The 21,917-nt window shown below is 63.6% G+C and carries 14 protein-coding genes; 5 read left to right on the top strand and 9 right to left on the bottom strand.

The window, feature by feature from the left end; translation table 11 throughout:
* Positions 1–8: 8 nt before the first annotated feature.
* The 4 genes from HX866_RS32145 to HX866_RS32130 form a co-directional block, all read right to left on the bottom strand.
* The gene (locus HX866_RS32145) at positions 9–1,505 is read right to left on the bottom strand and encodes a TolC family protein (RefSeq protein WP_177126023.1); all 1,497 of its coding nucleotides are present in this window, start codon (positions 1,503–1,505) and stop codon (positions 9–11) included.
* Positions 1,506–1,597: 92 nt separating this feature from the next.
* Positions 1,598–8,524: an Ig-like domain-containing protein gene (locus HX866_RS32140; protein WP_256345047.1), complete on the bottom strand. Its 6,927-nt coding sequence runs from the start codon at positions 8,522–8,524 to the stop codon at positions 1,598–1,600.
* A gap of 121 nt (positions 8,525–8,645) precedes the next feature.
* Positions 8,646–9,491, bottom strand: a complete 846-nt coding sequence (locus HX866_RS32135) for a sulfotransferase family protein (RefSeq protein WP_177091240.1) — start codon at positions 9,489–9,491, stop codon at positions 8,646–8,648.
* Between the two features lie 157 nt (positions 9,492–9,648).
* Positions 9,649–11,244: a glycosyltransferase family 39 protein gene (locus HX866_RS32130; RefSeq protein WP_177091242.1), complete on the bottom strand. Its 1,596-nt coding sequence runs from the start codon at positions 11,242–11,244 to the stop codon at positions 9,649–9,651.
* A 243-nt stretch (positions 11,245–11,487) separates the two neighbouring features.
* On the opposite strand from HX866_RS32130, the gene HX866_RS32125 reads away from it, so the two are divergent.
* Both HX866_RS32125 and HX866_RS32120 read left to right on the top strand, forming a co-directional pair.
* Positions 11,488–12,078, top strand: coding sequence for a phage tail protein (locus HX866_RS32125; RefSeq protein ID WP_177091244.1), 591 nt, complete (start codon positions 11,488–11,490; stop codon positions 12,076–12,078).
* Between the two features lie 142 nt (positions 12,079–12,220).
* On the top strand, positions 12,221–12,532 hold the full coding sequence (locus HX866_RS32120) for a DUF6916 family protein (protein WP_177091246.1): 312 nt from the start codon (positions 12,221–12,223) through the stop codon (positions 12,530–12,532).
* Here HX866_RS32120 and HX866_RS32115 read toward each other — a convergent pair.
* The 4 genes from HX866_RS32115 to HX866_RS32100 are packed head-to-tail and all read right to left on the bottom strand — an operon-like array spanning position 12,525 to position 17,249.
* Complete coding sequence (locus HX866_RS32115; RefSeq protein ID WP_177141119.1) at positions 12,525–13,019, bottom strand: GNAT family N-acetyltransferase; 495 nt, start codon at positions 13,017–13,019, stop codon at positions 12,525–12,527. The two genes, HX866_RS32120 and HX866_RS32115, sit on opposite strands and share 8 nt — an antisense overlap.
* Positions 13,020–13,048: 29 nt before the next feature.
* Positions 13,049–15,145: an HlyD family efflux transporter periplasmic adaptor subunit gene (locus tag HX866_RS32110; protein WP_177141118.1), complete on the bottom strand. Its 2,097-nt coding sequence runs from the start codon at positions 15,143–15,145 to the stop codon at positions 13,049–13,051.
* On the bottom strand, positions 15,145–16,467 hold the full coding sequence (locus tag HX866_RS32105) for an efflux RND transporter periplasmic adaptor subunit (protein WP_177141117.1): 1,323 nt from the start codon (positions 16,465–16,467) through the stop codon (positions 15,145–15,147). Before HX866_RS32105 ends, HX866_RS32110 begins: the two co-directional genes overlap by 1 nt.
* Positions 16,464–17,249, bottom strand: coding sequence for an efflux RND transporter periplasmic adaptor subunit (locus HX866_RS32100; protein ID WP_177126006.1), 786 nt, complete (start codon positions 17,247–17,249; stop codon positions 16,464–16,466). Before HX866_RS32100 ends, HX866_RS32105 begins: the two co-directional genes overlap by 4 nt.
* Before the next feature lie 213 nt (positions 17,250–17,462).
* On the opposite strand from HX866_RS32100, the gene HX866_RS32095 reads away from it, so the two are divergent.
* The 3 genes from HX866_RS32095 (at position 17,463) to HX866_RS34980 (ending at position 20,796) form a co-directional block, all read left to right on the top strand.
* The gene (locus HX866_RS32095) at positions 17,463–19,637 is read left to right on the top strand and encodes an outer membrane assembly lipoprotein YfiO (RefSeq protein ID WP_177141116.1); all 2,175 of its coding nucleotides are present in this window, start codon (positions 17,463–17,465) and stop codon (positions 19,635–19,637) included.
* Entirely contained in the window at positions 19,638–20,357 is a 720-nt protein-coding gene (locus HX866_RS32090; protein WP_177141115.1) for a DUF3142 domain-containing protein, read from the top strand. It begins immediately after the preceding gene.
* 292 nt (positions 20,358–20,649) lie between these two features.
* Positions 20,650–20,796: a DUF6124 family protein gene (locus HX866_RS34980; protein ID WP_177091260.1), complete on the top strand. Its 147-nt coding sequence runs from the start codon at positions 20,650–20,652 to the stop codon at positions 20,794–20,796.
* 249 nt (positions 20,797–21,045) lie between these two features.
* Here HX866_RS34980 and HX866_RS32085 read toward each other — a convergent pair whose 3' ends face one another.
* Positions 21,046–21,912, bottom strand: a complete 867-nt coding sequence (locus HX866_RS32085) for an ABC transporter permease (RefSeq protein WP_177099498.1) — start codon at positions 21,910–21,912, stop codon at positions 21,046–21,048.
* Positions 21,913–21,917 lie beyond the last annotated feature (5 nt).

Genomic DNA, 21,917 nt, shown 5'->3' with positions numbered 1-21,917 from the left:
CAGGTGGGTCATTTGGCCTTGGCAGGGCTCACAGGATCGTCGATCTTGCCTGCGGCCCACTCGGACTCACGTGTTGCCAAGGCCCCGGCAATCGCCTCGATCTTGGTCGAAGACACTTCCGGCGGCAGCGGATCCAGCCCGGCACTGGCAAAGATCTGCCCGTAGGCGTTGCGCAGGTCGGCATAGGCCAGGTCGCGACGCAGATCAGCCTGCAAGGTGTTGAGTTCGCCCTGGATCAGGTCCAGCTCACCCAACCCCGCCGCCTTGTAGCGGTTGCGCAGTTGGCCAGCGATCTGCCCGTCGATGTTCGACAGTTGCTGGCTGGTCTTGAACTGGCGTACCGCCTCATTGAAGTTGGCATTGGCCACGTAGAGCTGGGCCAGCACCGCAATGGACATGGCCTGGCGCCGCGCGGTAGCGACTTCTTCACCGGCCTTGGCAACATCGATGGCCGCCGGGGCGGAGATCACGTTGAACAGGTTCCAGGTGACCTTGACGCCGTAGTCGGCCCACTTGTCGTTGACCAGGAAGGAGTTGCTGTCGTAATGGCCGCCGGCGGAGAATTCCAGGCCCGGCAGCAGGCGCAACATGGCCTTGCGGGTTTCATTGGCGCTGATGCGGGTCTGGTAGTCCTGCTCACGCAGTTCCGGACGGTTGGCCAGGGCCTCATCCTCCAGCTTGCCCATGCCGACCTTGAGTTGCGGGATCTCGTAGTTGTCCGGGGTCGCCAGGGTCAACTCGGTGCCCATGGGCAGGTTGATCAGGGTCGCCAGTTCGGTCTTGGCCAGGGTCAGGGCCTTGCGCTGCTCTTCCAACTGGCGCGTGGCGACGATCAGGGCGCGCTGGTAACCCAGGGCCTGGATCGGATCACCGATACGCTGGTCGCTCATTTTCTCGCTGTTGCCCTGGGCCTGTTCGACCCGCGCCATCAGGCTGTCGATCTGCTTGAGCAAGCGTTCGGCGGCCACGGCGCGCCAGTAGGCCGAACGCACGTCCTGGACGATGGTGTTGACCACTTTGCGCCGACGCTCCTGGACGATCAGCCTTTGGTCGCCCTGCTGCTTGGCGTTGATGTAGCTGACACCGAAGTCGAGCACGTTCCAGACCATGGTCAGGTCGCCGACACGACGGTCGCGGTCCTGGGAGGTCGAAGGCACCAGGGACTGGGTGCCGGTGCCGACACTCTGGCTACTGGAGGCACTGACGTTGTTACGCCCGGCGTAGCCGGCGGACAGTGCCATGCGCGGCAGCATGTCGAAACTGGCGAGGTCGAGCTGACGCTTGGCCAGGGCCTCCTCCATGATCTTGAGCCGGCCTTCGAGGTTGTACTTCACCGCACGGGCCATGGCCTCGTGCAGGGTCAGCGGGCCGTTCAACGGCTCCTGATCCTTGAACATGGCCTGCCGGTCAGTCTTGGCGCGTTGTTCGCTGACGCTACGATCGATCGGCTCGCTGGTGACGGCGCAGCCACTGACTACCAGAGCCAGCAAGCTGGCGCTGAACAACTTATGACTTCTTCTCATCCCTATTACCGCCCCTGACTACCGCACTCTTCTTATAGGCGCCGACAAAGGTCAGCGCACATCTCAAATATTCTTCAGGCCGACATTTCGCTGATGCCGACTTGCTCCAAAGCCCAGGCTAGTTCATGCAGCTGTTTCTGCTCGGTGTCTTTGATCTTCTGCAACTGTTGCCCCAGGGTCGGCGCGCCAAAAATGCCGCGCACGCCCTGGGCCGGATCCCCCAGACCCTTGCCGTTGCGGTCGAAGACCTGACTGCTCGAGGTATCGCTGTTGCCTGATGCGTGGTTGAAGAGGGTCGACAAGGTACTGCTGCCGAACACCCCGCCATCACCGCCGCCAAAACCGAGGAAACCACTGGTACTGCCGGTGGCGCCGCTGTCAGTACTGAACACCTGGGCGATATAACTCGGCGCCAGCGCGTTCTGGTTGATAAAGATATTGCCCAGCGGTGGCAGGCCATCGCCCGAAGTGCGCTGTTCGAACAACGGCGGGAAGCCCAGCGGCGCACCAAGGTTGCCGGTGGGCAAGACACTGATCTGCGCCAGCAGCGGCACGTTCGGCGCCTGCGAAGGCACCACCGGCACTGTCACGCGGAACTGCGGATCGCCACCCAAGGCGACGGTGTTGACCGCGAAGTTGTTGGAGTTGGCAAAGCCGGTCCCGGCGTTGCCGGCCAGGTCCGTGACCAGGCTGTTGTCCAGGGTGATGAAGTTGCTCGGATCGGTAATATTCGCCGTCGGGGTCAGGGTCGCGGTCCAGGTCTTGCCGCCGTCGCTGCTGACCAGGTTGGACAGGGTGCCGTTGGCGACACTCAGCTCGGACAGGTCGAAGTTGCTGACTTTCTCGCTGAAGGTGAATGTCACGACGGTGCTCTGGCCGGCCGTCAAGTTCGGGTTGGCGACGCTGATGGTTGCCGTCGGCCGGTCGGCGTCGAGCGCGTAGTTGTTGGAAATCGCGATGCTGGCCCCGGCATTGCCCGCCGTATCGCTGACCAGGCTGGTGTCCAGCACGATCAGGTTGGTGGCGTCGGTGATGGCGGCCGTCGGGGTCAGGGTCGCGGTCCAGGTCTTGCCGCCGTCGGCGCTGGCCAGGTTGGACAAGGTACCGTTGGCGACGCTCAGCTCGGACAGGTTGAAGCCAGTGACCACTTCGCTGAAGGCGATGGTCACCGTGGTGGTCTGGCCGATGCCCAGGTTGTTGTTCGCCACGGAAATCGTCGCGGTCGGACGCTGGGTGTCGATGGCGTAGCTGTTGGAGTCGGTGGTGCCCGTGCCAGCGTTGCCGGCCAGGTCGATGTACGTCGTGTTGTCCAGGCTGATCACGTTGCTGGCGTGGGCGATATTGCTGGTCGGGGTGAAGGTCGCCGTCCAGGTGATACCGCCGTCGCTGCTGCTCACCGCACTCAAGGTGCCGTTGGCCACCGTCAAGTCGGCATTGCTGAAGCCCGTCACCGCCTCGCTGAAAGTAATGGTCACCAGGGAGGTCTGGCCGATGTTCAGCGTGCTGTCGGCGACCACGATGCTCGCCGTCGGACGCTGGGTATCGATGGCGTAGTTGTTGGAGTCGGTGGTGCCCGTGCCGGCGTTGCCGGCCAGGTCGGTGTACGTCGTGTTGTTCAGGCTGATTACGTTGCTGGCGTGGCTGATATTGCTGGTCGGGGTGAAGGTCCCGGTCCAGGTGATACCGCCATCGCTGCTGCTGACGGCGCTCAGGGTGCCATTGGCCACCGTCAGGTCGGCGTTGCTGAAGTTGTTCACCGCCTCGCTGAAGGTGATGGTCACCACGGCGGTCTGACCGATATTCAGGGCCGAGTGGTCGATCGACACGGTGGCCGTCGGGGCCACGGTATCGACGTTATAGGTATTGGACAGGGTGCTCCCCGCGCCAGCATTGCCGGCGAGATCGCTGACCCCGGTGTTGTCCAGGGTAATGACATTGCCGGTATGGGTCGTGCCGGCGTTGGGCGTCAGGGTCGCGGTCCAGGTAATACCGCCGTCGCTGCTGCTGACATTGCTCAGGGTACCGTCGGTCAAGGTCAGGTCGGCATTGGTGAACCCTGTCACCGCCTCACTGAAGGTAATCGTCACCAGCGACGTGCCGCCGATGTTCAGGCCGCTATTCGCCACCACGACGCTCGCCGTCGGCCGCTGGGTATCGACCGTGTAATTGCCGGAATCAGTGGTGCCCGCGCCGGCGTTGCCGGAGGCGTTCTGTACGCCGGTATTGTCCAGGATGATCACGTTGGTGGCATCGGCGATATTGCTGGTCGGGGTGAAAGTCGCCGTCCAGGTGATACCGCCATCGCTGCTGCTGACGGCGCTCAGGGTGCCGTTGGCCACGGTCAGGTCGGCATTGCTGAAGCCGGTCACCGCCTCGCTGAAGGTGATGGTCACCAGCGACGTATCGCCGATCTTGAGGGCGCTGTCCGACAGACTGATGCTCGCCGTCGGCCGCACCGTGTCGATGATGAAGTTGCCCGAGTTGGTCACGCCTACGCCCGCGTTCCCCGCCAAGTCGGTCACGCCGGTGTTGTTCAGGGTGATCAGGTTGGTGGTGTCGTGAACGTTGCTGGTCGGGGTAAAAGTCGCCGTCCAGGTGACGCCGCCGTCGCTGCTGCTGACGGCGCTCAGGGTGCCGTTGGGCACGCTGAGGTCCAAGTTGTCGAAGCCGGTCACCGCTTCGCTGAAGGTGATGGTCACCAGTGAGGTATCGCCGGCAGCCAGGGTCGGCTGAGCGACCACAATAGTGGCGGTCGGCGGTTGGCTGTCGATGTTATAGGTGTTCGAACTGACCGCGCCCGAACCCGTGTTGCCCGCCAGGTCGGTGACCCCGGCGGTATTCACCTGGATTACGTTACCCGCCTGGGTGATGCCGGCGGTCGGCGTCAGGGTGGCGGTCCAGGTGATGCCACCGTCGCTGCTGCTGACGGCACTCAGTGTGCCGTTGGCGATGGTCAGGTCGGCGTTGTTGAAACCGGTCACCGCCTCGCTGAAGGTGATGGTCACCAGCGAAGTGGCCCCAACGCCCAGGTTGCTATTGGCAACCACAACGATCGCGGTAGGACGCGCAGTATCGATGGAGTAGTTGTTGGAGTCCGTGGTGCCGGAGCCGGCGTTGCCCGAAGCAGCCGCCTGCACACCGCTGTTGTCCAGGGTGATCACGTTGGTGGCGTCGGTGATGTTGCTGTTCGGGGTAAAGGTCGCGGTCCAGGTAATACCGCCATCACTGGAGCTGACGGCACTCAGGGTACCGTTGGCCACCACCAGGTCGGCGTTGGTAAAGCCGCTCACCGCCTCGCTGAAGGTGATGGTCACCGGGGACGTTTCACCGATATTCAACGCGGTGTCACCGAGCACGATGGTCGCGGTCGGCCGCACGGTGTCGACCGTGTAGTTGGCGGAACTGGTGGCACCGGAGTTGGTGTTGCCCGCCAGGTCCTGGACACTGGCGTTGGCCAGGGTGATCACGTTGCTTGCGTCGTTCACCGCCGCGCTCGGGGTGAAGGTCGCGGTCCAGGTGATGCCACCGTCGCTGGAGCTGACGGCACTCAACGTGCCGTTGGCCACCGTCAGGTCGGCGTTGGTGAAACCGGTCACGGCTTCGCTGAAGGTAATGGTCACCAGCGAGGTTTCACCGGCCGTGAGCGCAGGGTCGGCGACGACTATGGTCGCGGTCGGCCGCTGGGTGTCGATGGCGTAGTTGTTGGAGTTGGTGGTACCGGTACCGGCGTTGCCGCTGGTGTCGGTGTAGCCGGTATTGTCCAGGGTGATGACGTTGGTGGCGTCGGTGATGCTTGCCGTCGGGGTGAAGGTCGCGGTCCAGGTGATGCCACCATCGCTGCTGCTGACGGCACTCAGTGTGCCGTTGGCGACGGTCAGGTCGGCGTTGCTGAAGCCGGTCACCGCCTCGCTGAAGGTGATGGTCACCAGTGAGGTATCGCCGATTTTGAGTGCGCCGCCCGCCACCACGATGGTCGCGGTTGGGCGCACGCCGTCGATGGCCACGTTGTTGGACGTGGTGGTGCCGCTGCCAGCGTTGCCCGCCGTATCTAGTACGCCGGTGTTATCCAGACTGATGTGGTTGCTCGCGCTAACGATACTCGCGGTCGGGGTGAAGGTCGCGGTCCAGGTGACGCCGCCGTCGCTGCTGCTCACCGCACTCAGGGTGCCATTGGAAACCGTCAGGTCGGCGTTGGTGAACCCCGTCACCGCTTCGCTGAAGGTGATGGTCACCTGCGAGGTCTGGCCGATACCCAGGTTGGTACTGCCGAACACGATGGTGGCGGTCGGCCGCTGGGTGTCGACGGCGTAACTGTTGGAGTTGGTGGTGCCACTCCCGGTATTGCTCGCGGCATCGCTAACCCCCGTGTTGTCCAGGCTGATGACATCGCCGGTATGGGTAACCCCGGCGGTCGGCGTCAGGGTTGCGGTCCAGGTGATGCCGCCGTCGCTGCTACTGACGGCGCTCAGGGTGCCGTCGGCCACGGTCAGGTCGGCATTGGTGAACCCGGTCACTGCCTCGCTGAAGGTAATGGTCACCAGCGACGTACCGCCGATGTTCAGCGCAGCATTGGATACCACGATGCTCGCGGTCGGCCGCACGGTGTCGACCGCATAGGTGTTGGACGTAGTGGTGCCGGTACCGGCGTTGGTCGCGGTATCGGTATAAAGGGTGTTGTCCAGGGTAATGACGTTGCCGCTGCTGTTGTTGCTCGCGGTCGGCGTCAGGGTCGCGGTCCAGTGGATATTGTCACTGGTGGCCAGGTTGCTCAGGGTGCCATTGGACGCCGTCATGTCGGCCAGGCTGAAACTGCTCACCGCTTCGCTGAAGGTAATGTTCACCGTCGAGTTTATCGAGGTGCTCAACGTCGGCGCGACCACCGTGACGGTCGCGGTCGGGCGCACGGTATCGACGGCGTAGTTGTTGGACGTGGTGGTACCGGTCCCTGCCGTGCTCGTCGATGCGCTGCTGACGCCGGTGTTGTCCAGGACGATATGGTTGGTGGCGCTGGTGACGCTCGCGCTCGGGGTGAAGGTCGCGGTCCAGGTGGTGCCGCCATCACTGGAGCTGACCGCGCTCAGGGTGCCGTTGGAGACTGTCAGGTCGGCGTTGGTGAACCCTGTCACCGCCTGGTTGAAGGTAAAGGTGACCAGCGAGGTGCTGCCGATGTGCTGGGCGGTGGTGGTGACCACGATGGTCGCGGTCGGTGGCGGCGCATAGGCGGTGTTCAGCGTGCCGCCGTCGTTGAAGATATTGTTCACGGCCGCCGGAACGGCCCCGGTGCTGCCTCCGCCCAGCGCCGGGCCACCGGAACCGCTGCCACCGACGTTACCGCTCATGGCCGCGAAGTTCGCGGCGGTCATTAACAGCGTGCCTTTATTCCAGATCGCGCCGACGCCCTTGCCGGCTGCGCCACCCGAGCCGCTGGAGCCGCTGCCCAGGCCGCCGCCACCGCCGCCACCGCCGCCGGCAGCAATGTTGTTGGAAATCACCGAGGTGCCGACGATGGTCAGGGTGCCGGTGCTGGCGTTGTAGATACCGCCACTGGCCGAGGCGCCGGCCGCACCGGCATGGTCCCAACCGGAGCCGCCGCCGCCGCCGCCAATGGAAATGGTGCCGTTGCTCGCCGTACCGCCGTTCCCGCCGTTACTGTAGTTCGAGCCCCCTGTGGCGCCCGCGCCACCAGTGCTACCACCAATGGCGACGGTAGCCCCCTTCCCGCCCATGTAGTTGGTGGCATAGCCACCGCCGTTACCGCCGGTGTTGGCGCCACCGGCGAGACCGGCATAGACCCCCGTACCGAAGCCCGCGTTACCACCATGGCCGCCGGTTTGTCCGCCAAGAGCGCCACCGCCACCGCCACCGCCACCGACCGTACCGCCGACATAGGGCGCCGTGACCCCGCCGCCGCCGCCGCCGCCCGAGGCCGCATTGCTGGTCACCGTGACATTGTTCAGGGTCAGGTTACCGGCGTTGACAATACCGCCACCCATCGCCGCAGTGCCATCGGTACCGGCCGCCGCGCCGTTGCCCACCGCCAGGCCCTTGGTAATGATCAGGCCGTCCAGGGTCGCGGTGACACCGGAGTTGACCTGCAGCACCTGGGTCTTGTATTGCCCACTGATGGTCACATCGGCAACGCCGTCGTGGTTCAGGTCACCTTCGACGGTGAGGTTCTTGGTGATAACCAGTTGCGAGTTCAGGTTGACCGTCATGCTGCTGCTGAAGGTAACGATATCGCCCGTCACCGCGTCGCTCAGGGCTTGGCGTAACGTACCGGCGCCGGTATCGCCGCTGTTGGTCACCGTGAGGGTCGCCAGGCCGAACTGGTACGCGGCCATGGCGTCGGCCGACAGCACGTTGTGGCTTTCGATGGTCCCGGTGGAAATTTCCAGGGTCCAGTCGCCGCCGAGGCCAGTGCGGTTGGTCGAAGCCGCGATATCGCGCCCGGTGTATTGCGCCAGGGAGTCGACAAAACCTATGCCGGTCGCGCCTTCGGCGGTATTACAGGCGTAGATCAGGATATCGCCGCCGACATTCATGTCGTTGCCGATGCGCGCCAGCACGTCGGCCCGTGCCGCGACGTTATCGGACGACAGGTAGGTGCTGCCCAACCACAGGTCGCCCGAGTTGCCGTGGGCGATGATTTCCACGGTGCTCACGCCCTGGTGGGTGTCCAGGTAATCGGCGATCTGTTGCAGGCCGTCCTTGCCGGCTTGCAGCACCACCACCTGGGTACCGGGGGCGACGCCCTTGAGCAGGCTGTCGAAATCCTGGACCCGGGAGTCGACGAAGACCACCGACTGACCGGGTACGGCCGCCGGTGCCGGGGTCGGCGTGGCATCGGATTGCGGGTGGGCATCGGCGGGCGCGGCCGCGTGATCGGTGGCCGGCGCTTTCGCCGCATCGGTGCTGGCGTGGCTGGCCGGCTGCGCGGCCTCGGCCACGGTGGCCGCCACGGCGCCGTCAAACAACATGCGCGGTTCGAGAGGGATGATCATGGGAGAAACCAGGGTTCTCACGCCTTCAGCCCGCGATTTCTGTTTGCTCCACCACATGCTTCACCTGCACTCGAACGCTCGCACGTTCAAAAGATTTTTTTGTTGGAATAAAAAACCGCGATCAACTGACCGCGGTGCTGGTTTTCATCCGAATGACATTCGCGGCGCTGGCGGAACCATCGTTCCAGAATGACAACTCCGCATATTTTTCGAACAGGTCCGGCGGCAGGATGGTATGCCGCGGCTCCATCGCCACCTTGGGTTTGACCTTGTGCAGGCCGGCGACCCCGAGGGCCTGGTCGAATTCCGGGGCGTCATACACCAGGTGGTCGAAGTCGTGTTCAAACCAGGGTTCGCCGATAAAGTCATAGACCAGCCGCAACACCCGCTCCGGGGCCTGGGACAGCAGGTCGTAATCGATCAGCAGCAAGGAGTCGGCGTGTTCGCCGTAATAGGCTTCCTTGAGTGCGGTCCAGGCATACCCCACCAGGCGATTGCGCTGGGCCAGGGTTTCACAACGGCTGTAGACGGTATTGCGCTCGACCTCATCGTTGAACAGTTTGGTGTTTTCGAAGGGGTTGGCGCGGTACAACCGCTCAAGGCTGTCCATGACCCAGGCGACATTGCGCACACAGGCGATGACTTTGGACTGGGGAAACAGGTCCATCAGCGCGGGCAGGCGCGCCGACCACTGGCGATTGGTATCGAAGACCACCGATTGCTCGGTCTTGTCGGCGTAATAGGACTCGAACAGCCCGCGCAACAAACGGCGGCGCATGTCAGTGTCGATCACCGCGCCGAACTCGCTGCCGGCACTGCACTGATCCAGCACGCTGTTGAACAGGGTGCCGACCGGACTGCTCATGCCAGCATGAAACCGCGGATTCTGTAAAAGAATCGCAGACAGCAGGGTCGACCCTGAGCGAGGTAAACCGGAGATAAAGTGAAAACTGCGCAATCCCTTCACCCTAGACGGAAGTCCATTTGTAGGACAAAGCCTAGCGCAAGGAATTGTATCGAACTAGTAGTATTTTGATATCAGCCATCAGCGCTTTACGTCTAAAAGGTTCATAAACAAAGGTGCTTATGAACCTTAAACGCGACCTGACCGCTCTAAATCAAGCCTATTGCGGTGAGTCATCACTACATGAAGGATGACAAACCTCATATAAAACCGCCTGGGTATCGCCACCGGCATGCTGGTCAATTTTTCGCCAATTGACCGGAATGGACGGAAATTCATCCGGCGCCACCCGGCTCATCACCAGCCAGACCCGACCATTACCCTCAGGCAGCTCTTCCAGATGGTCGAGATAGACACCGGCGTTTTCATCGACCAGGGTGCCGAAACCGTAGCTGTTGGGCCGGGTTGATACGCCCTTGGCGGTGGGCGGCGTGTACAGGCGTGGCGCCGTGGCGCTCTTGTCGTAGTAGCCCCAGGTGAGCAGCCAGAACATGTCGCCCAGCACCACCTGGTCGCCGGCGACGGTGTGCTGGTTCATGTACTCGACCATATTGTTGAACTGATCACCGGCGTCCACGGTGTAGTTGTTCTTCAGACCAGCGCCCTCCACCGCCAGGACCGCCACCAGCAGGAGCGCGGCCAGGACCTTGAAGCGCCGCGCCAGACGGTCGATGGCCAGGGCCAGGATAATCGGCAAGCCGAGGGCCGGCACGGTCAGGTAACGCTCGATAAACACCGGCGAGACAAAGGAAATGGCGAATACCAACAGCAACGGCAGTGCACTGTAGATCACCAACAGGGTGTCGAAGCGGTAGTGATTGCGGTCAGTCCAGACGAGGAACCCCATCACGGTCACCACCACGCTCGGCAACGTCACGAACAGCCACAGCGGCATGCCTTCCCCATCGTCCTGTGCCATCAGTTGCCAGATCATCGACGGCAGCGAGCGCAAGGTGACCGGTGGTTCCCAGCCGACATCGCCGCCCACCTTCAACTCCTCCATGTGCCGCACCAGGTCGATCAACCCCGGTAACCAGGGCAGGAACAGCAGCACGATCGCCACGTTGGCCAGCCACCACTCGCGCCGGGCGATGTAGCGGTGCGCGCTGCCCGGTTGCGGGCGGATCAGCAGCAGGTAGAGCCAGTGCGAGAGCACGCACAACGCCGAGAAATAGTGGGTATAGAACGAGGCCGCCATCAGCAGCGCATAGATCACCAGATAACGTTTGCGCGCGGGCTCGCGGACCCAGTACACCAGCGCGATGGTCGCCCCCAGCAGCCACACGCCCATCAGCGAATACATGCGTATTTCCTGGCTGTAGCGCACGGCCGTGGGCAACAGGGTCAGCAGCAGGCAGGTCAGCACCGTCGCCCGCCGGCTGGCGACCAGGTGCGCCAGCCAGGTGCCGAGCAGCACCGTGATCACCCCCGGCACCGCGCTCATCATCCGGATCGACAGGATGGAGTCGCCGAACAGGCCAATCCAGGCGTGCAGCAGCATGAAATACAGCGGCGGATGTACATCATGGGACGCATGGGACCAGATGCCGGCCAGCGGGAACTGGGCCAATAGCACGCTGGAGCCTTCGTCGCCCCAGATCGCCGAGGCCGTCAGTTCATAAAGACGTAACGCCACGGCCAGTAGCATGAGGGCTATCAGCCAGGGTTGACGAAGCAGTTGGACAAGGGATTGCGGATGCGTGACAGGCTGACCGTAAAGTCGCTTTGCTACTTCATCATTGCTCGGAACGCCCATCACCATCCTCTAGAAATCGACAACTGCACCCGCTTGCAGGGGTATGACGCGGTGATTGTAGGCTAGAACGACATCGACTTGCCTGACTGTTCCCATCACGACCTTGACCATGCAAAAAACCGGGCACGGAGCGAGACAGCGACTACGCTTCCAAACGGTGCACAGCAGACCCGGACCGGCGGCCTACGCAGCCCGTCCAACGGGCAAGGCACTTCACTTAACGCAGCTGAAGGATAAGGATCTATGGACGTATTTCTCGGCAATATCCAGATGTTCGGCTTCAACTTCGCCCCTAACGGTTGGGCTCTTTGCAACGGCCAACTACTCAATCTGCAGCAGTACCAGGCGTTGTTCACCCTGATGGGCACAACCTACGGTGGCAATGGCCAGCAGAACTTCGGCCTGCCCAACCTGCAAAGTCGCCTGCCGATTTCCCAGGGCACCGGGCCAGGCCTGACGACCCGGGTCATGGGTGAGTCCAGCGGCACCGAAAAGGTCTCCATCCTGAGCAGCAACCTGCCGCCGCAATCGATTCCCACCAGCGGCCTGACCGTCAGCACCACCATCAATCTGGTGAGCGTCGCGAGCAACCCGGTCACCACCCCGACAACCACCAACGCCTATATCGGTGCGTCCACCCCTTCCGGCCCGCCCTCGGCCGCAATCTACTCCGATGCGCAAGGCGCCTCGCCGGTCCCCCTGAAAGGCGCCACCACCACCATCGGCGGCACCATGAACATCCCCGGGGCCGGCTTGCCCGTAACGACGATGAACCCCTATCTGGTGGTGAACTTCAGCATCGCCCTGCAAGGGCTTTTCCCGTCCCGTAACTGATCAGCCGAGAAACCTGTAGGAGCGGCTTGCCAGCGATGGTGTTCCGAAAGGCGCGGTAAGGCTCAAGGGCCTCATCGCCGGCAAGCCAGCTCCCACAATGATCGAGACACGCCCCATTTACCGTATATGACGGAGAATATCGATGCTGCAACAGGTTTCAAGTGAACACTTCCAGGCGTTGATGAAACAACACTGCCCGCTGCACCTGCCTGACGGCAGTCTGCTGCCGATCGAGATCGAGGCGATCGCGCTGCGCCCGCAATCACGCCTGCCGGAAAGCAGCCGGGAACCCTTCACCGTCGTGTTACGCAGCCTGGAACCGACGGCGTTCGTCGACGGCCTGTGTGCCCTGGAGTTACCGCAGTTGGGCCGCGTAGACGCGGTCTTCGTGTCCCGCGAGCCGCCCCTGGGCCGTGATCCGGCCCTGGGTTACTTCAATATCGTCTTCAACTGAAACCCGGGTACCAGACCAGACGGTCAGCCCCCGGCGAACTCTCTTCCACCCGAAACCCCAGCGCCAGGTAATGCTGGCGCGCCTGGGGATTACTCGCCCAGACCACCGTCGCCACCGGGCAGCGCACCTGCTCGGCGGCTTTCTGCACCCCTTGCAGCACGCTGCGACCAAAACCCTTGCCACGGGCTGCCGGGATAAACGCCAGGTACAGCACGCGGATTTCATTGGGGCCGAAGTCGGCGCTGAGCACGCCGATGGGGGTGTCGAGCTTTTCCACCACATAGTGAATCGCATCGGGGAAGTTATCGCCGATCCCCCGCTCCTGCACCTGGAATTGCTGGGCGATCACCTGCTCGACCACCTCGGAATCGGCGTCGATCCACTGCAACTCGGGACGGGCCGACTTATAGAGACTCTGCAGAAAAGGCCCATCGGTAGGCCGCGAGGGCCGCATGGACAAACCGGCGGCAGACGAATTGTTCAACATCGGTTGTACTCCCTGAACCGTTGTAATGACTAGAAACCACTCTCCCGCACACCCAAGGCGGCCATTCGCCGCCAGGCCGTGCCCAATAGAGACTCACTGCGCCCTTGCAACACCGCCACGCCCCGCAAAGGATGGCTCGGCGCAGGCACGTCCTCGAGCAACCGCAGGCGGGCGCCGTATTGCGCCTGCACCGGCTCCGGGCGACGGTTTTCATCGCGACGCACGGCAATCGGGCCGTGGTGATCGGAGGTCAGGGCTTCCTGGTCGATGGCCGCCACGCCATTGGCGTCGACGTCCAGCAGCTCCAGCGGCCAGGCCGGACGCATCGGGTCGTCGGCGACAAAACGGCCCCTGGCTCCCGGTTCGACCCGCCACAAGTCCTCTTCGGCCAGATAACCGCGCACACGGGTGCCGCCCTCGACGACCCGCGCCAGCGGTTCCTTGGTCGACACCCAGCGCCCGGCGGTCAATTGCGGCAGCAGGTCGCGCACCTGGCCGGCTTGCGGCGCCCGTAACAACAAACGCTCACGGCGGGCCTGCAACCCCCGGTATTCGGCCACCGCCTCCGCCAGTCGCTGCTCGAGAATGCCGACATCCGCCGCGGTTTCGCTGCGTCCGGCCTGACGGCGCATCTGCAATTGCAGGATATCGATTTCACGGCGCACGATGATCAACCGCGAGTCGACATCCGGCGACTCCAGTTCCACCAGCACCGTGCCCGCCTCAATCATCTGCCCGTCGTGCACGTTGACCTGCTTGACCCGCGCGGCGACCGGCGCGTGCAACGCCGTGACCCGCCCGGCCTCGAGCATCACCGGTATTTCCACACTGCTGCGCCAGGGCAGCGCCACCAGCAACAGCAGCGCCAGCAGGCCCAAGCCGCTGAGCAGCACCCGCGGGGTATGCGCCTGTTCACGGCGCGACCACCATTCGCGGGTCTCCTTGAAAATCGGCAGAAAGATGAACCAGCCCAGTTCCACCATCATCAGGAAAATGCCCAGCAACTTGAAGAACAGGTGATAGACCGCCAGGGCGATCCCGAAAAACAGCGCCGCCCGCCACAACCAGGAGAGGAACCCCCACCACAACAGCCGGCGGCGCATGGCCGGCGGCCAGGGTTCCGGAGCCGGCGCGTCGTAGCCGAACAACGCCTCGCGCAAGCGCCAACGGCAGAGGGCGAAGGCCCGACCCTGGAGGTTGTCGATTTCCCAGAAGTCGCTGAGCAGAAAGTAACCGTCGAAGCGCATGAACGGGTTGAGGTTGACCGCCAGGGTGGTCAGCCAGGTGGCGCTGGCGAGCATGAACGCCGCCGTGCGCGCCGGCCCATCCGGTAAAAGCGACCAGGCCAGCAGGGCGATACAGGCCAACAGCATCTCGGCCATGACCCCGCCGGCACCGATCAATAAGCGCGCCTTGCGGTCGTTGATCCGCCAGGCATCGCTGACATCGGTGTAGAACAACGGCAGCATGACCATAAAAGCCACGCCCATGCTCTGCACCCGACACCCGGCGCGCTTGGCCATGAAGGCATGGCCGAACTCATGGCAGAGCTTGGCGAAGAACAGCGCGATGCCGAAGGCCATGGCTCCGCCGAGGCTGAACAGGTGCGGAAAGGTCGAGAGAAAACGCTCCCAGTCCCGCGAGACCAGAAACACCCCCAGCCCCAGGGTGGCCGGCAGGCCGTAGCGCAGCAGGCGCGGGCCGAAACGTTGCAGCCACGGCCAGGCGCGGTTGAGGAAGGCATCCGGGCGCCACAGCGGAATGCGAAAAAACAGGTACTGGTGCAACGCCATCTGCCACAGGCTCTGGCGCAACGCGGCGGCTTTCCAGGCGTAGCTGGCGCGCTGTTGCGGGTCCAGCGCGGCGATCAGGTCGTGGGCGCGTAAAAAGCCCAGCAATTGCTCCAACTCCGGGTCGCCCAAGGGCAGGCCCGGCTCGCGGTTCGCCGCTTGCAGCACCTGCGCCGGATCACCCAGTGACCAATGCCGCAGCAGGCGGATGGCCTGGACGCCGAGTTTGAAATAACGCCCGCGCACCGGGTCGGCCAGGGTCCAGCGCGGCGAACCGTCCAGCGCCGGGGCAGCCGCAGTGAGCTGCAGATCCGCGCGCAGGCTGGGCAGGTTCATTACAGCCCGACACTCTGGCGCAGCCCGGCCAAGGGCCGGCGCAGCAGGTACAAGGCCAGCGGCGCGCGCTGACCGAAGAGTTTCGCCGTACCGCGCAAGCCGATGCGCGGTACCGGGGTATCGCTGAAGCTGGCATCCAGGCGATAGGCCAACTGCCCGGCCGGGGTCGCCTGCGCCTCGTAGGCCACCCGCTCCAGTTTCGCCGAGTAACGCTGCAAGGGATCGCTGTCGAGGAACAAGGCCACCTCGGCGTCGGACGCCAGGGCGATGGCATCGCCGACGGCCAACTCGATGCGCAGTTCGGCCTGGGTCGGGTCGGCGATTTCCATCAGTCGCTCACCGGTCTGGACCGGCTTGCCGGTCCAGCGCTCGGCATCGGCAAACACCGCGATACCGTCACGTTCGGCGCGGACTTCACTACGTTTGAGCAATTCGGCGGCGTAATCGCGTTCGGCGCGTTTCTGCTCGACCCGCGCCGCCAGCAAATCGACTTTCGAACTCGACTCGGCATCGGCAAAGGCCCGCTGGGCATTGGCCTTCAATTCGGCTTCGGCCACCCCGAGAGCACGCTGGGCCACATCGGCCTGGGCCTTGAGGGTGGTGCTTTCGAAGCGCACCAGCAGGTCGCCGGTCTTCACCGTCTGGTTGGGTTTGACCAGGAACTCGGCAATCACCCCATCCAGCGGAGCCGCCACCACCCGACCGGCCAGCGGCACGACCTCGGCCGGCGCCAGCACCGACTGGCGCACCGGAATCAGCAGGCTCAACAACGCAAGCGCCACCAGCAACGCCTGGCGCTTGCGGGTGAAACGCAGGCGCCAGGGTCGGCGCGGCTGCAAGGCCAGCCAGGCATGGCTGTAGGTATCGCCCAATTGCGCCAGCAGCACCTGTTCGGAAGGACTCCAGGGATTATCCCGGGCCAGCCAGAGGCCACCAAAGACTTCGCCTTTGTGATCGAGCAGCGGCAACCAGAACACCTGGGGCGCCGACAGGCTCTGCCAGTCTTCGCGCACCGCGGCGGTGAACGCCTCCATCGGCACCACGGTCGCGGGTTTCGCCCGCTCCAGCTTGAAGATCTGTGCCACGGCGTGTTCGACAAAGGCGACAAACGGCGCATTCGGCTCCACCGAGCTGACCCCGGTCACCGCCCGCACCTTGCCGGCGATCAGCAGGGCGGCATGGCGAAAGCCGAACAACGCCTGGCCGTCGTTGACCAGGCTATAAGCCAGCTGTTCGGTGGTACGGGCGGCGCGGGTCAGGCGTTCGAGGTCGAGAAACTGGGCGAACACCCGCTCCACGGCGCCCGCGACAGGGGCGTTCACTTCAGCGCCTCGAAACGCGCGGTGCCGCTCATGCCCGCCAACAGGCCGTCGGCCTTGGGCAGGCTGGCCACCAGCAACAGGGTCTGGCTGCCTTCATCGATCCGCGCACCCAGGCGCTTGATGGTGGCGGTCAAGGGTTGACCGGTTTCGTCCGGCACGAAGCTGAAGGTCTGCCCGGCCTTGAGCTTGCCCATCCAACGCGACGGCACCAGCAGGTGGATTTCCAGGGTGCGGTTGTCGACGATCTCGAGCATGGGCGAACCGGCCGAGACGCTCTCATAACGCTGGACCTTGCGCTGCACGACCTGGCCGTCATAGGGCGCGATCACGCTGCAACGCTTGACCTGCACCTGGTAGACCTGGGACTGGGCCTGGGTTTCGGCGAGCTTGGCCTCGGCGCGGGCCACTTCGAAGCGGCCGACGGAGTTCAACGAAGCCAACTGTTTGTTGTGAGCCAACTCCTCACTGGCACCGCGACTGGCGGCCTGGGCCGCGTTGAGCTGGGCCTGATAGGCCGAACAATCGAAGCGAGCCAGGGTGTCGCCCTGCTTGAAGGTCTCGCCTTCGCTGAACGGCAACTCGACGATGCGCCCCGACAGCTCGCTGGCGAGCATCGCCTGGTCACGGGCGCGCAAAACACCACGGGCCTCGCTGGCGGCGACGACATGCGTCGCGGCAGCATTGTTGTTATCCAGCAGCGGGTCAGCCTCGACCGGCGTTTGTGCCTGGACCTGGCATGCCATGCAGGACAACCCTAATAAAACAACCCGCAAATACTGCATAAGGTGACTCCTTGTCGGACAATCGCGAGTCTACGGAAGACTGGGTAAGCGTCAAGCAAATTGCCACTATCCTGCTACCTGCCGCCGATGTGCGGCAGATCACAGCCTTCAATGCCTCGCGCTGTACAAGCATAGGTGTTGTCACCCACCTTCGGTATTATTCGCGCCACTCCCGGCCTCGCTGCCGCTCGTTTATGGAATTAGGGACAATTCATGCGTATCGGTCTTCTGACATCTCTGGCGCTGGCGGTGGGTGCCAGCTTCTGCTCCCTGGCCCAGGCCAGCTCCGACGACACCTGCTACCCGCACTGGTCGATGATCAAGTACGGCCTCGACGGCTGCAGCAACCTGACGTTCCTGAGCCCGGGCAACGACAGCCGGGTCAACCTGCGCCTGCTGCTGGCCGATCAGGGCACCCTGCCCCTGGCGCCGAACCCGCTGAACGAGGAAGACCTGAACACCGGTTTCGGTCCGGTGCCGTTCGCCAATAGCCGCCTCGACAGCCCGCCGCCGCCAGCCGTCAGCGCCGCACCAGGCACGCCGGTGGCCTCGCCTCTCGACGAGGCCCTGACCAAGCTCGGTATCACCCGCGACCACGGCGAAAACGTCGTCAGCCTGCTGTCTGGCGAGGGCGGACGCTGCCGCAGCAACGATGCCGACAGCGCCACGACCTTTATCAACCAACTGCTGGCCAGCCCCGAGTTGCCAGACCCCGAGCGCCAGGCCCTGGCCCGCGGCCGGGTGCAGATGCTCGACACCTGCGCCTGGGAACCGGCCCAGCAAGCGAGCCTGGTGCCCGCCGTGCAATCGGCTCAGGGCCAGGCATTTGCCAGCTACCTGAACGGTGCCATCAGCTTCTACAGCGGACGCTTCGCCGACGCCGCCCAGGCCTTCGCCAGCCTGAGCGACAGCCCGCAACCCTGGCTGAAGGAAACCGCCCAGTACATGCAGGCGCGCACCGCCCTCAACCTGGCGCAGCAGAATACCTTCGACAGCGACGGCATGCCGACCAAGGAAGACGCCGACCCGGCCCAACTGAAGCTGGCCGAAGAGGGTTTCCAGCATTACCTCGGCACCTGGCCCGAGGGCCTCTACGCGACCTCCGCCCGTGGCCTGTTGCGCCGGGTCTACTGGTTGGCGGGGGATTCCGAGAAGCAGGCGGCCGAATACCTCTGGCAGTTGGGCCAGGCCAAGGCCGAACAGCGCAACGTAACGCCCGACGAGCTGGTGCAGGAGATCGACAACAAGATGCTGTTTGGCAGCGGCCAGGTTGACCAGCCGCTGTTCCAGGCCCTCGACGACCTGATGGGCATGCGCCCCGGTTATGGCGAGAACGCCACGCCCAAGCTGACCCTGGAAATCTTGCAAAAGCAGAAACCGATCTTCGCCGCGCAACCGGCGCTGTACGACTACCTGCAGGCGGCGTTCCAGCTATACGTGGCGAAAAACCCGGAGCTGGCGCTCAAGACCCTGCCGACCGAGATCCCGGCGAAACTCGACTACCTCGCCTTCAGCCAGCAGATGCTGCGCGGCCTGGCCCTGGAAGCGAAACAGGACCCGAACGGCGCCGAAGCCCTCTGGCTGCAACTGTTGCCACAAGCCCGGCAGCCGCTGCAACGTGAACAAGTCGAACTGGCCCTGGCCAATCACTACGAACGTAACCAGCAGGTGGCCAAGGTCTTTGCCGGCGACTCGCCGATCAAGACCGTACAGGTGCGCGCCATCCTGCTGCGGCATATCGCCGATGCCGGCCTGCTGCGCCAGGTCGCCCAGGGCGAAGCCTCCACCGAGCGAGACACGGCCCTGTTCGTGCTGCTCTACAAGGACCTGCGCCTGGGCCATTACGCGGATTTCGCAGCTGACCTCAAACAGTTGCCCGCCGAACCGTCCGACACCAAGTTGGGCGCGTCCCTGGGTTACACCTACAGCGGCGGCCTGCCGCTCAAGCTGTTCCGCTGGAGTGGCGCCAAGGCCGAATCCGGTTATGCCTGCCCGACCATTGCCGAGACCGCAGCGACCTTGCAAGGCGACAGCAAACAACCCCAGGCGCTGAACTGCCTCGGCGAGTTCATCCTGCGCAACAGCCTGGACGGCATGCCCCTGGACAGCCAGCGCAGCAAGGACGAACTGGGCGGCACGCCGTCCTTGTTCAAGGGCGCCACCTTCTCGCGTCTCGACGGTTACCAGAGCGTGATCGCCGATGCCAAGGCACCCTCCACCGACAAGGCCTACGCGCTGTTCCGGGCGATCAACTGCTATGCACCGTCGGGCTATAACAGCTGCGGCGGGAAAGAGGTGACACCGGCGCAGCGCAAGGCCTGGTTCAAGCAACTTAAAACCAGCTATGCCAGCACCCAGTGGGGCAAGTCGCTGCAGTACTTCTGGTAAATGCCCGTGGGTCGCTGGCGCTGGCTGTTGCTGGCCGGGCTGCTGGCGTTCGCAGATGCCCGGGCGGCGGTCGATGCGCGGGACTACGACAGTTTCTGGCTGTGGAGCGGCGTCGCCCCGCAGCCGGTGCTGAGCCAGGCCCGGAGTTTGTACATCCTGCAAGGCCAGGTCAGCGAATCGCGGCGGTCGCCGCAGCGGACGGTCAACTTTATCGCCCAGGGCATTGCGATTCCGCGCCTGACCCGGGGCGAGGTCTGGGTGGTCTATCGCGCCCACACCCTGCGTTGGCCGGAGTTGGTTTATCAGCAGTTGCTCGGCCAGGTGAAGCGCTGGCAACAGGCGGGCAACCCGGTGGTCGGCATCCAGATCGACTTCGACGCCCGTACCCGCTACCTCAATGAATATGCCGCCTTCCTGCGCGACCTGCGCCAGCGGCTGCCGGCGGATTTGCGCCTGAGTATTACCGGGCTGATGGACTGGAGCAGCAACGCCGACCCGACCGCCATTGCCCAGCTCAAGGGTGTGGTGGATGAGGTGGTGGTGCAGACGTATCAGGGGCGGCAGAGCATTCCCGACTACGCCGCGTATCTGCCCCGGATGAACCGGCTGGGGATGCCGTTCAAGATCGGTTTGATCCAGGGCGGTGAGTGGCAGGCACCGGGGTATTTGAAGGGGAATGAGTGGTTTCGGGGGTATGTGGTGTTTTTGCAGAACCCCTGATCACCGGACAATTCCCTTTCCCTTGCATGAAGTTTCCTAGAAAATCCTTTCGCCTTGCGCCTGCTGGAAGCGCTCACTAGTCTTCGTCTTATCGCTGCAAAATCAGCGATCGGGCGTGAGAACCCGTGCTCAGTAAGCGCATCAGCGCCACTTTCGTTACGAACGCCTTTTCATCTGAAAACGTGTCATGGCGGCTGTGCGCAGGCAGACCTCGGTCTGGCCGGTTGCCTACTGTCCGGTATTCTCACCCTGTGTACAGCTGCCACCCTTTGCCGCGTGAGAACGGCAATCGATGGCGGCCACGGCTTATGAGTCCGCCGATCAACTCGATGGAGAGAAGCGCAAGTTGGCGATGGGCACGGTGCATCTGATTGAGTTGGCGCAGTCGTGGGTCGACTCGGTGATTGATGAGACGTCGACAGCGGGGAATGTGGGCTGACCCAGAGCGCTTGAGTTGAAGGCGCCCTCGCGGGCAGGCCCCAATGAAATGTGAAGCCAAGTGCGGTCTTGTGGCGAGCGGGCTTGCCCGCGCTCGGCTGCGAAGCAGTCGCAAATCCGGTCACCTCGGTCTGCCTGATAGACCGCATGCACCGGTTTTGGGGCCGCTTCGCGCCCCAGCGCGGGCAAGCCCGCTCACCACAAATCTCGCTTCGGCTGATAGACCGAGTAGGGAGACAAATCCCTCAAATCACCGCTGCATCCCCCAGCGCTTCACCGTCACCCGCTCCAAGGTGTCGAACACTAGATTCTCCACCAGCAGACCAATCAAGATCACCACCGCCAATCCGGCAAATACCTTGTCGGTATACAGCTCGTTGCGGTTCTGGAAGATGTACCAACCCAATCCGCCCTTGCCACTCGTGGCGCCAAACACCAACTCGGCCGCGATCAGCGTCCGCCAGGCAAACGCCCAACCAATCTTCAGCCCCGCCAGAATCGAGGGCAACGCCGCCGGAATCAGGATAAACAGCACAAAACGCAAACCCTTCAAACCATAATTGCGCCCCGCCATGCGCAACGTCTCCGAGACCCCGAGAAACCCCGCATAGGTATTCAGCGCCAAGGCCCAGAGCACCGAGTGCACCAGCACGAAAATCAGGCTGTTCTGCCCCAACCCGAACCAGAGCAACGCCAACGGCAACAGCGCAATCGCCGGCAAAGGGTTGAACATCGAGGTCAGGGTACTCAGCAGATCCCGACCGAACTGGGTCGACACCGCCAGGGTCGTCAAGGCAAACGCCAGGACAATCCCCAGCACATAGCCCTTGATCAGCACCACCAGGGAAATCCACACCTTGCCCAGCAACTCACCACTGATCAGGCCGTCATACAACGCACTCGCCGTCTGCAGAAAACTCGGCAGCAGCAGGTCGTTGTTCTGATAACGCGCCGCCGCCTCCCAGAGAATCGCCAACAGAATCAGGATCAGGCTTTTACGCAGCCAACCCTGCTGCCACAACCGTTGGCCCAGCGGCAATTCGCGCTCCAATGGGACTTCGAGCAAGGGCTCCAGGGCCACTTCATATTCTTCACGCACAGGGGATGAAAGACTCATCGGGC

The sequence above is a fragment of the Pseudomonas gingeri genome (assembly GCF_013386165.1).
Taxonomy (GTDB): domain Bacteria; phylum Pseudomonadota; class Gammaproteobacteria; order Pseudomonadales; family Pseudomonadaceae; genus Aquipseudomonas; species Aquipseudomonas gingeri_C.
The sequence above is the reverse complement of the archived record's forward strand: the minus strand, read 5'-3'. Positions and strand labels throughout refer to the sequence as shown.

What these genes read in the sequence shown, in the direction of transcription:
- HX866_RS32130 (WP_177091242.1), bottom strand. Translation starts at nt 11,244, where the DNA reads ATGGGCGTTCCGAGCAATGATGAAGTAGCAAAGCGACTTTACGGTCAG.
- HX866_RS32125 (WP_177091244.1), top strand. Translation starts at nt 11,488, where the DNA reads ATGGACGTATTTCTCGGCAATATCCAGATGTTCGGCTTCAACTTCGCC.
- HX866_RS32090 (WP_177141115.1), top strand. Translation starts at nt 19,638, where the DNA reads ATGCCCGTGGGTCGCTGGCGCTGGCTGTTGCTGGCCGGGCTGCTGGCG.
- HX866_RS32115 (WP_177141119.1), bottom strand. Translation starts at nt 13,019, where the DNA reads ATGTTGAACAATTCGTCTGCCGCCGGTTTGTCCATGCGGCCCTCGCGG.
- HX866_RS32120 (WP_177091246.1), top strand. Translation starts at nt 12,221, where the DNA reads ATGCTGCAACAGGTTTCAAGTGAACACTTCCAGGCGTTGATGAAACAA.
- HX866_RS34980 (WP_177091260.1), top strand. Translation starts at nt 20,650, where the DNA reads ATGGCGGCCACGGCTTATGAGTCCGCCGATCAACTCGATGGAGAGAAG.
- HX866_RS32140 (WP_256345047.1), bottom strand. Translation starts at nt 8,524, where the DNA reads ATGATCATCCCTCTCGAACCGCGCATGTTGTTTGACGGCGCCGTGGCG.
- HX866_RS32085 (WP_177099498.1), bottom strand. Translation starts at nt 21,912, where the DNA reads ATGAGTCTTTCATCCCCTGTGCGTGAAGAATATGAAGTGGCCCTGGAG.
- HX866_RS32100 (WP_177126006.1), bottom strand. Translation starts at nt 17,249, where the DNA reads ATGCAGTATTTGCGGGTTGTTTTATTAGGGTTGTCCTGCATGGCATGC.
- HX866_RS32095 (WP_177141116.1), top strand. Translation starts at nt 17,463, where the DNA reads ATGCGTATCGGTCTTCTGACATCTCTGGCGCTGGCGGTGGGTGCCAGC.
- HX866_RS32110 (WP_177141118.1), bottom strand. Translation starts at nt 15,145, where the DNA reads ATGAACCTGCCCAGCCTGCGCGCGGATCTGCAGCTCACTGCGGCTGCC.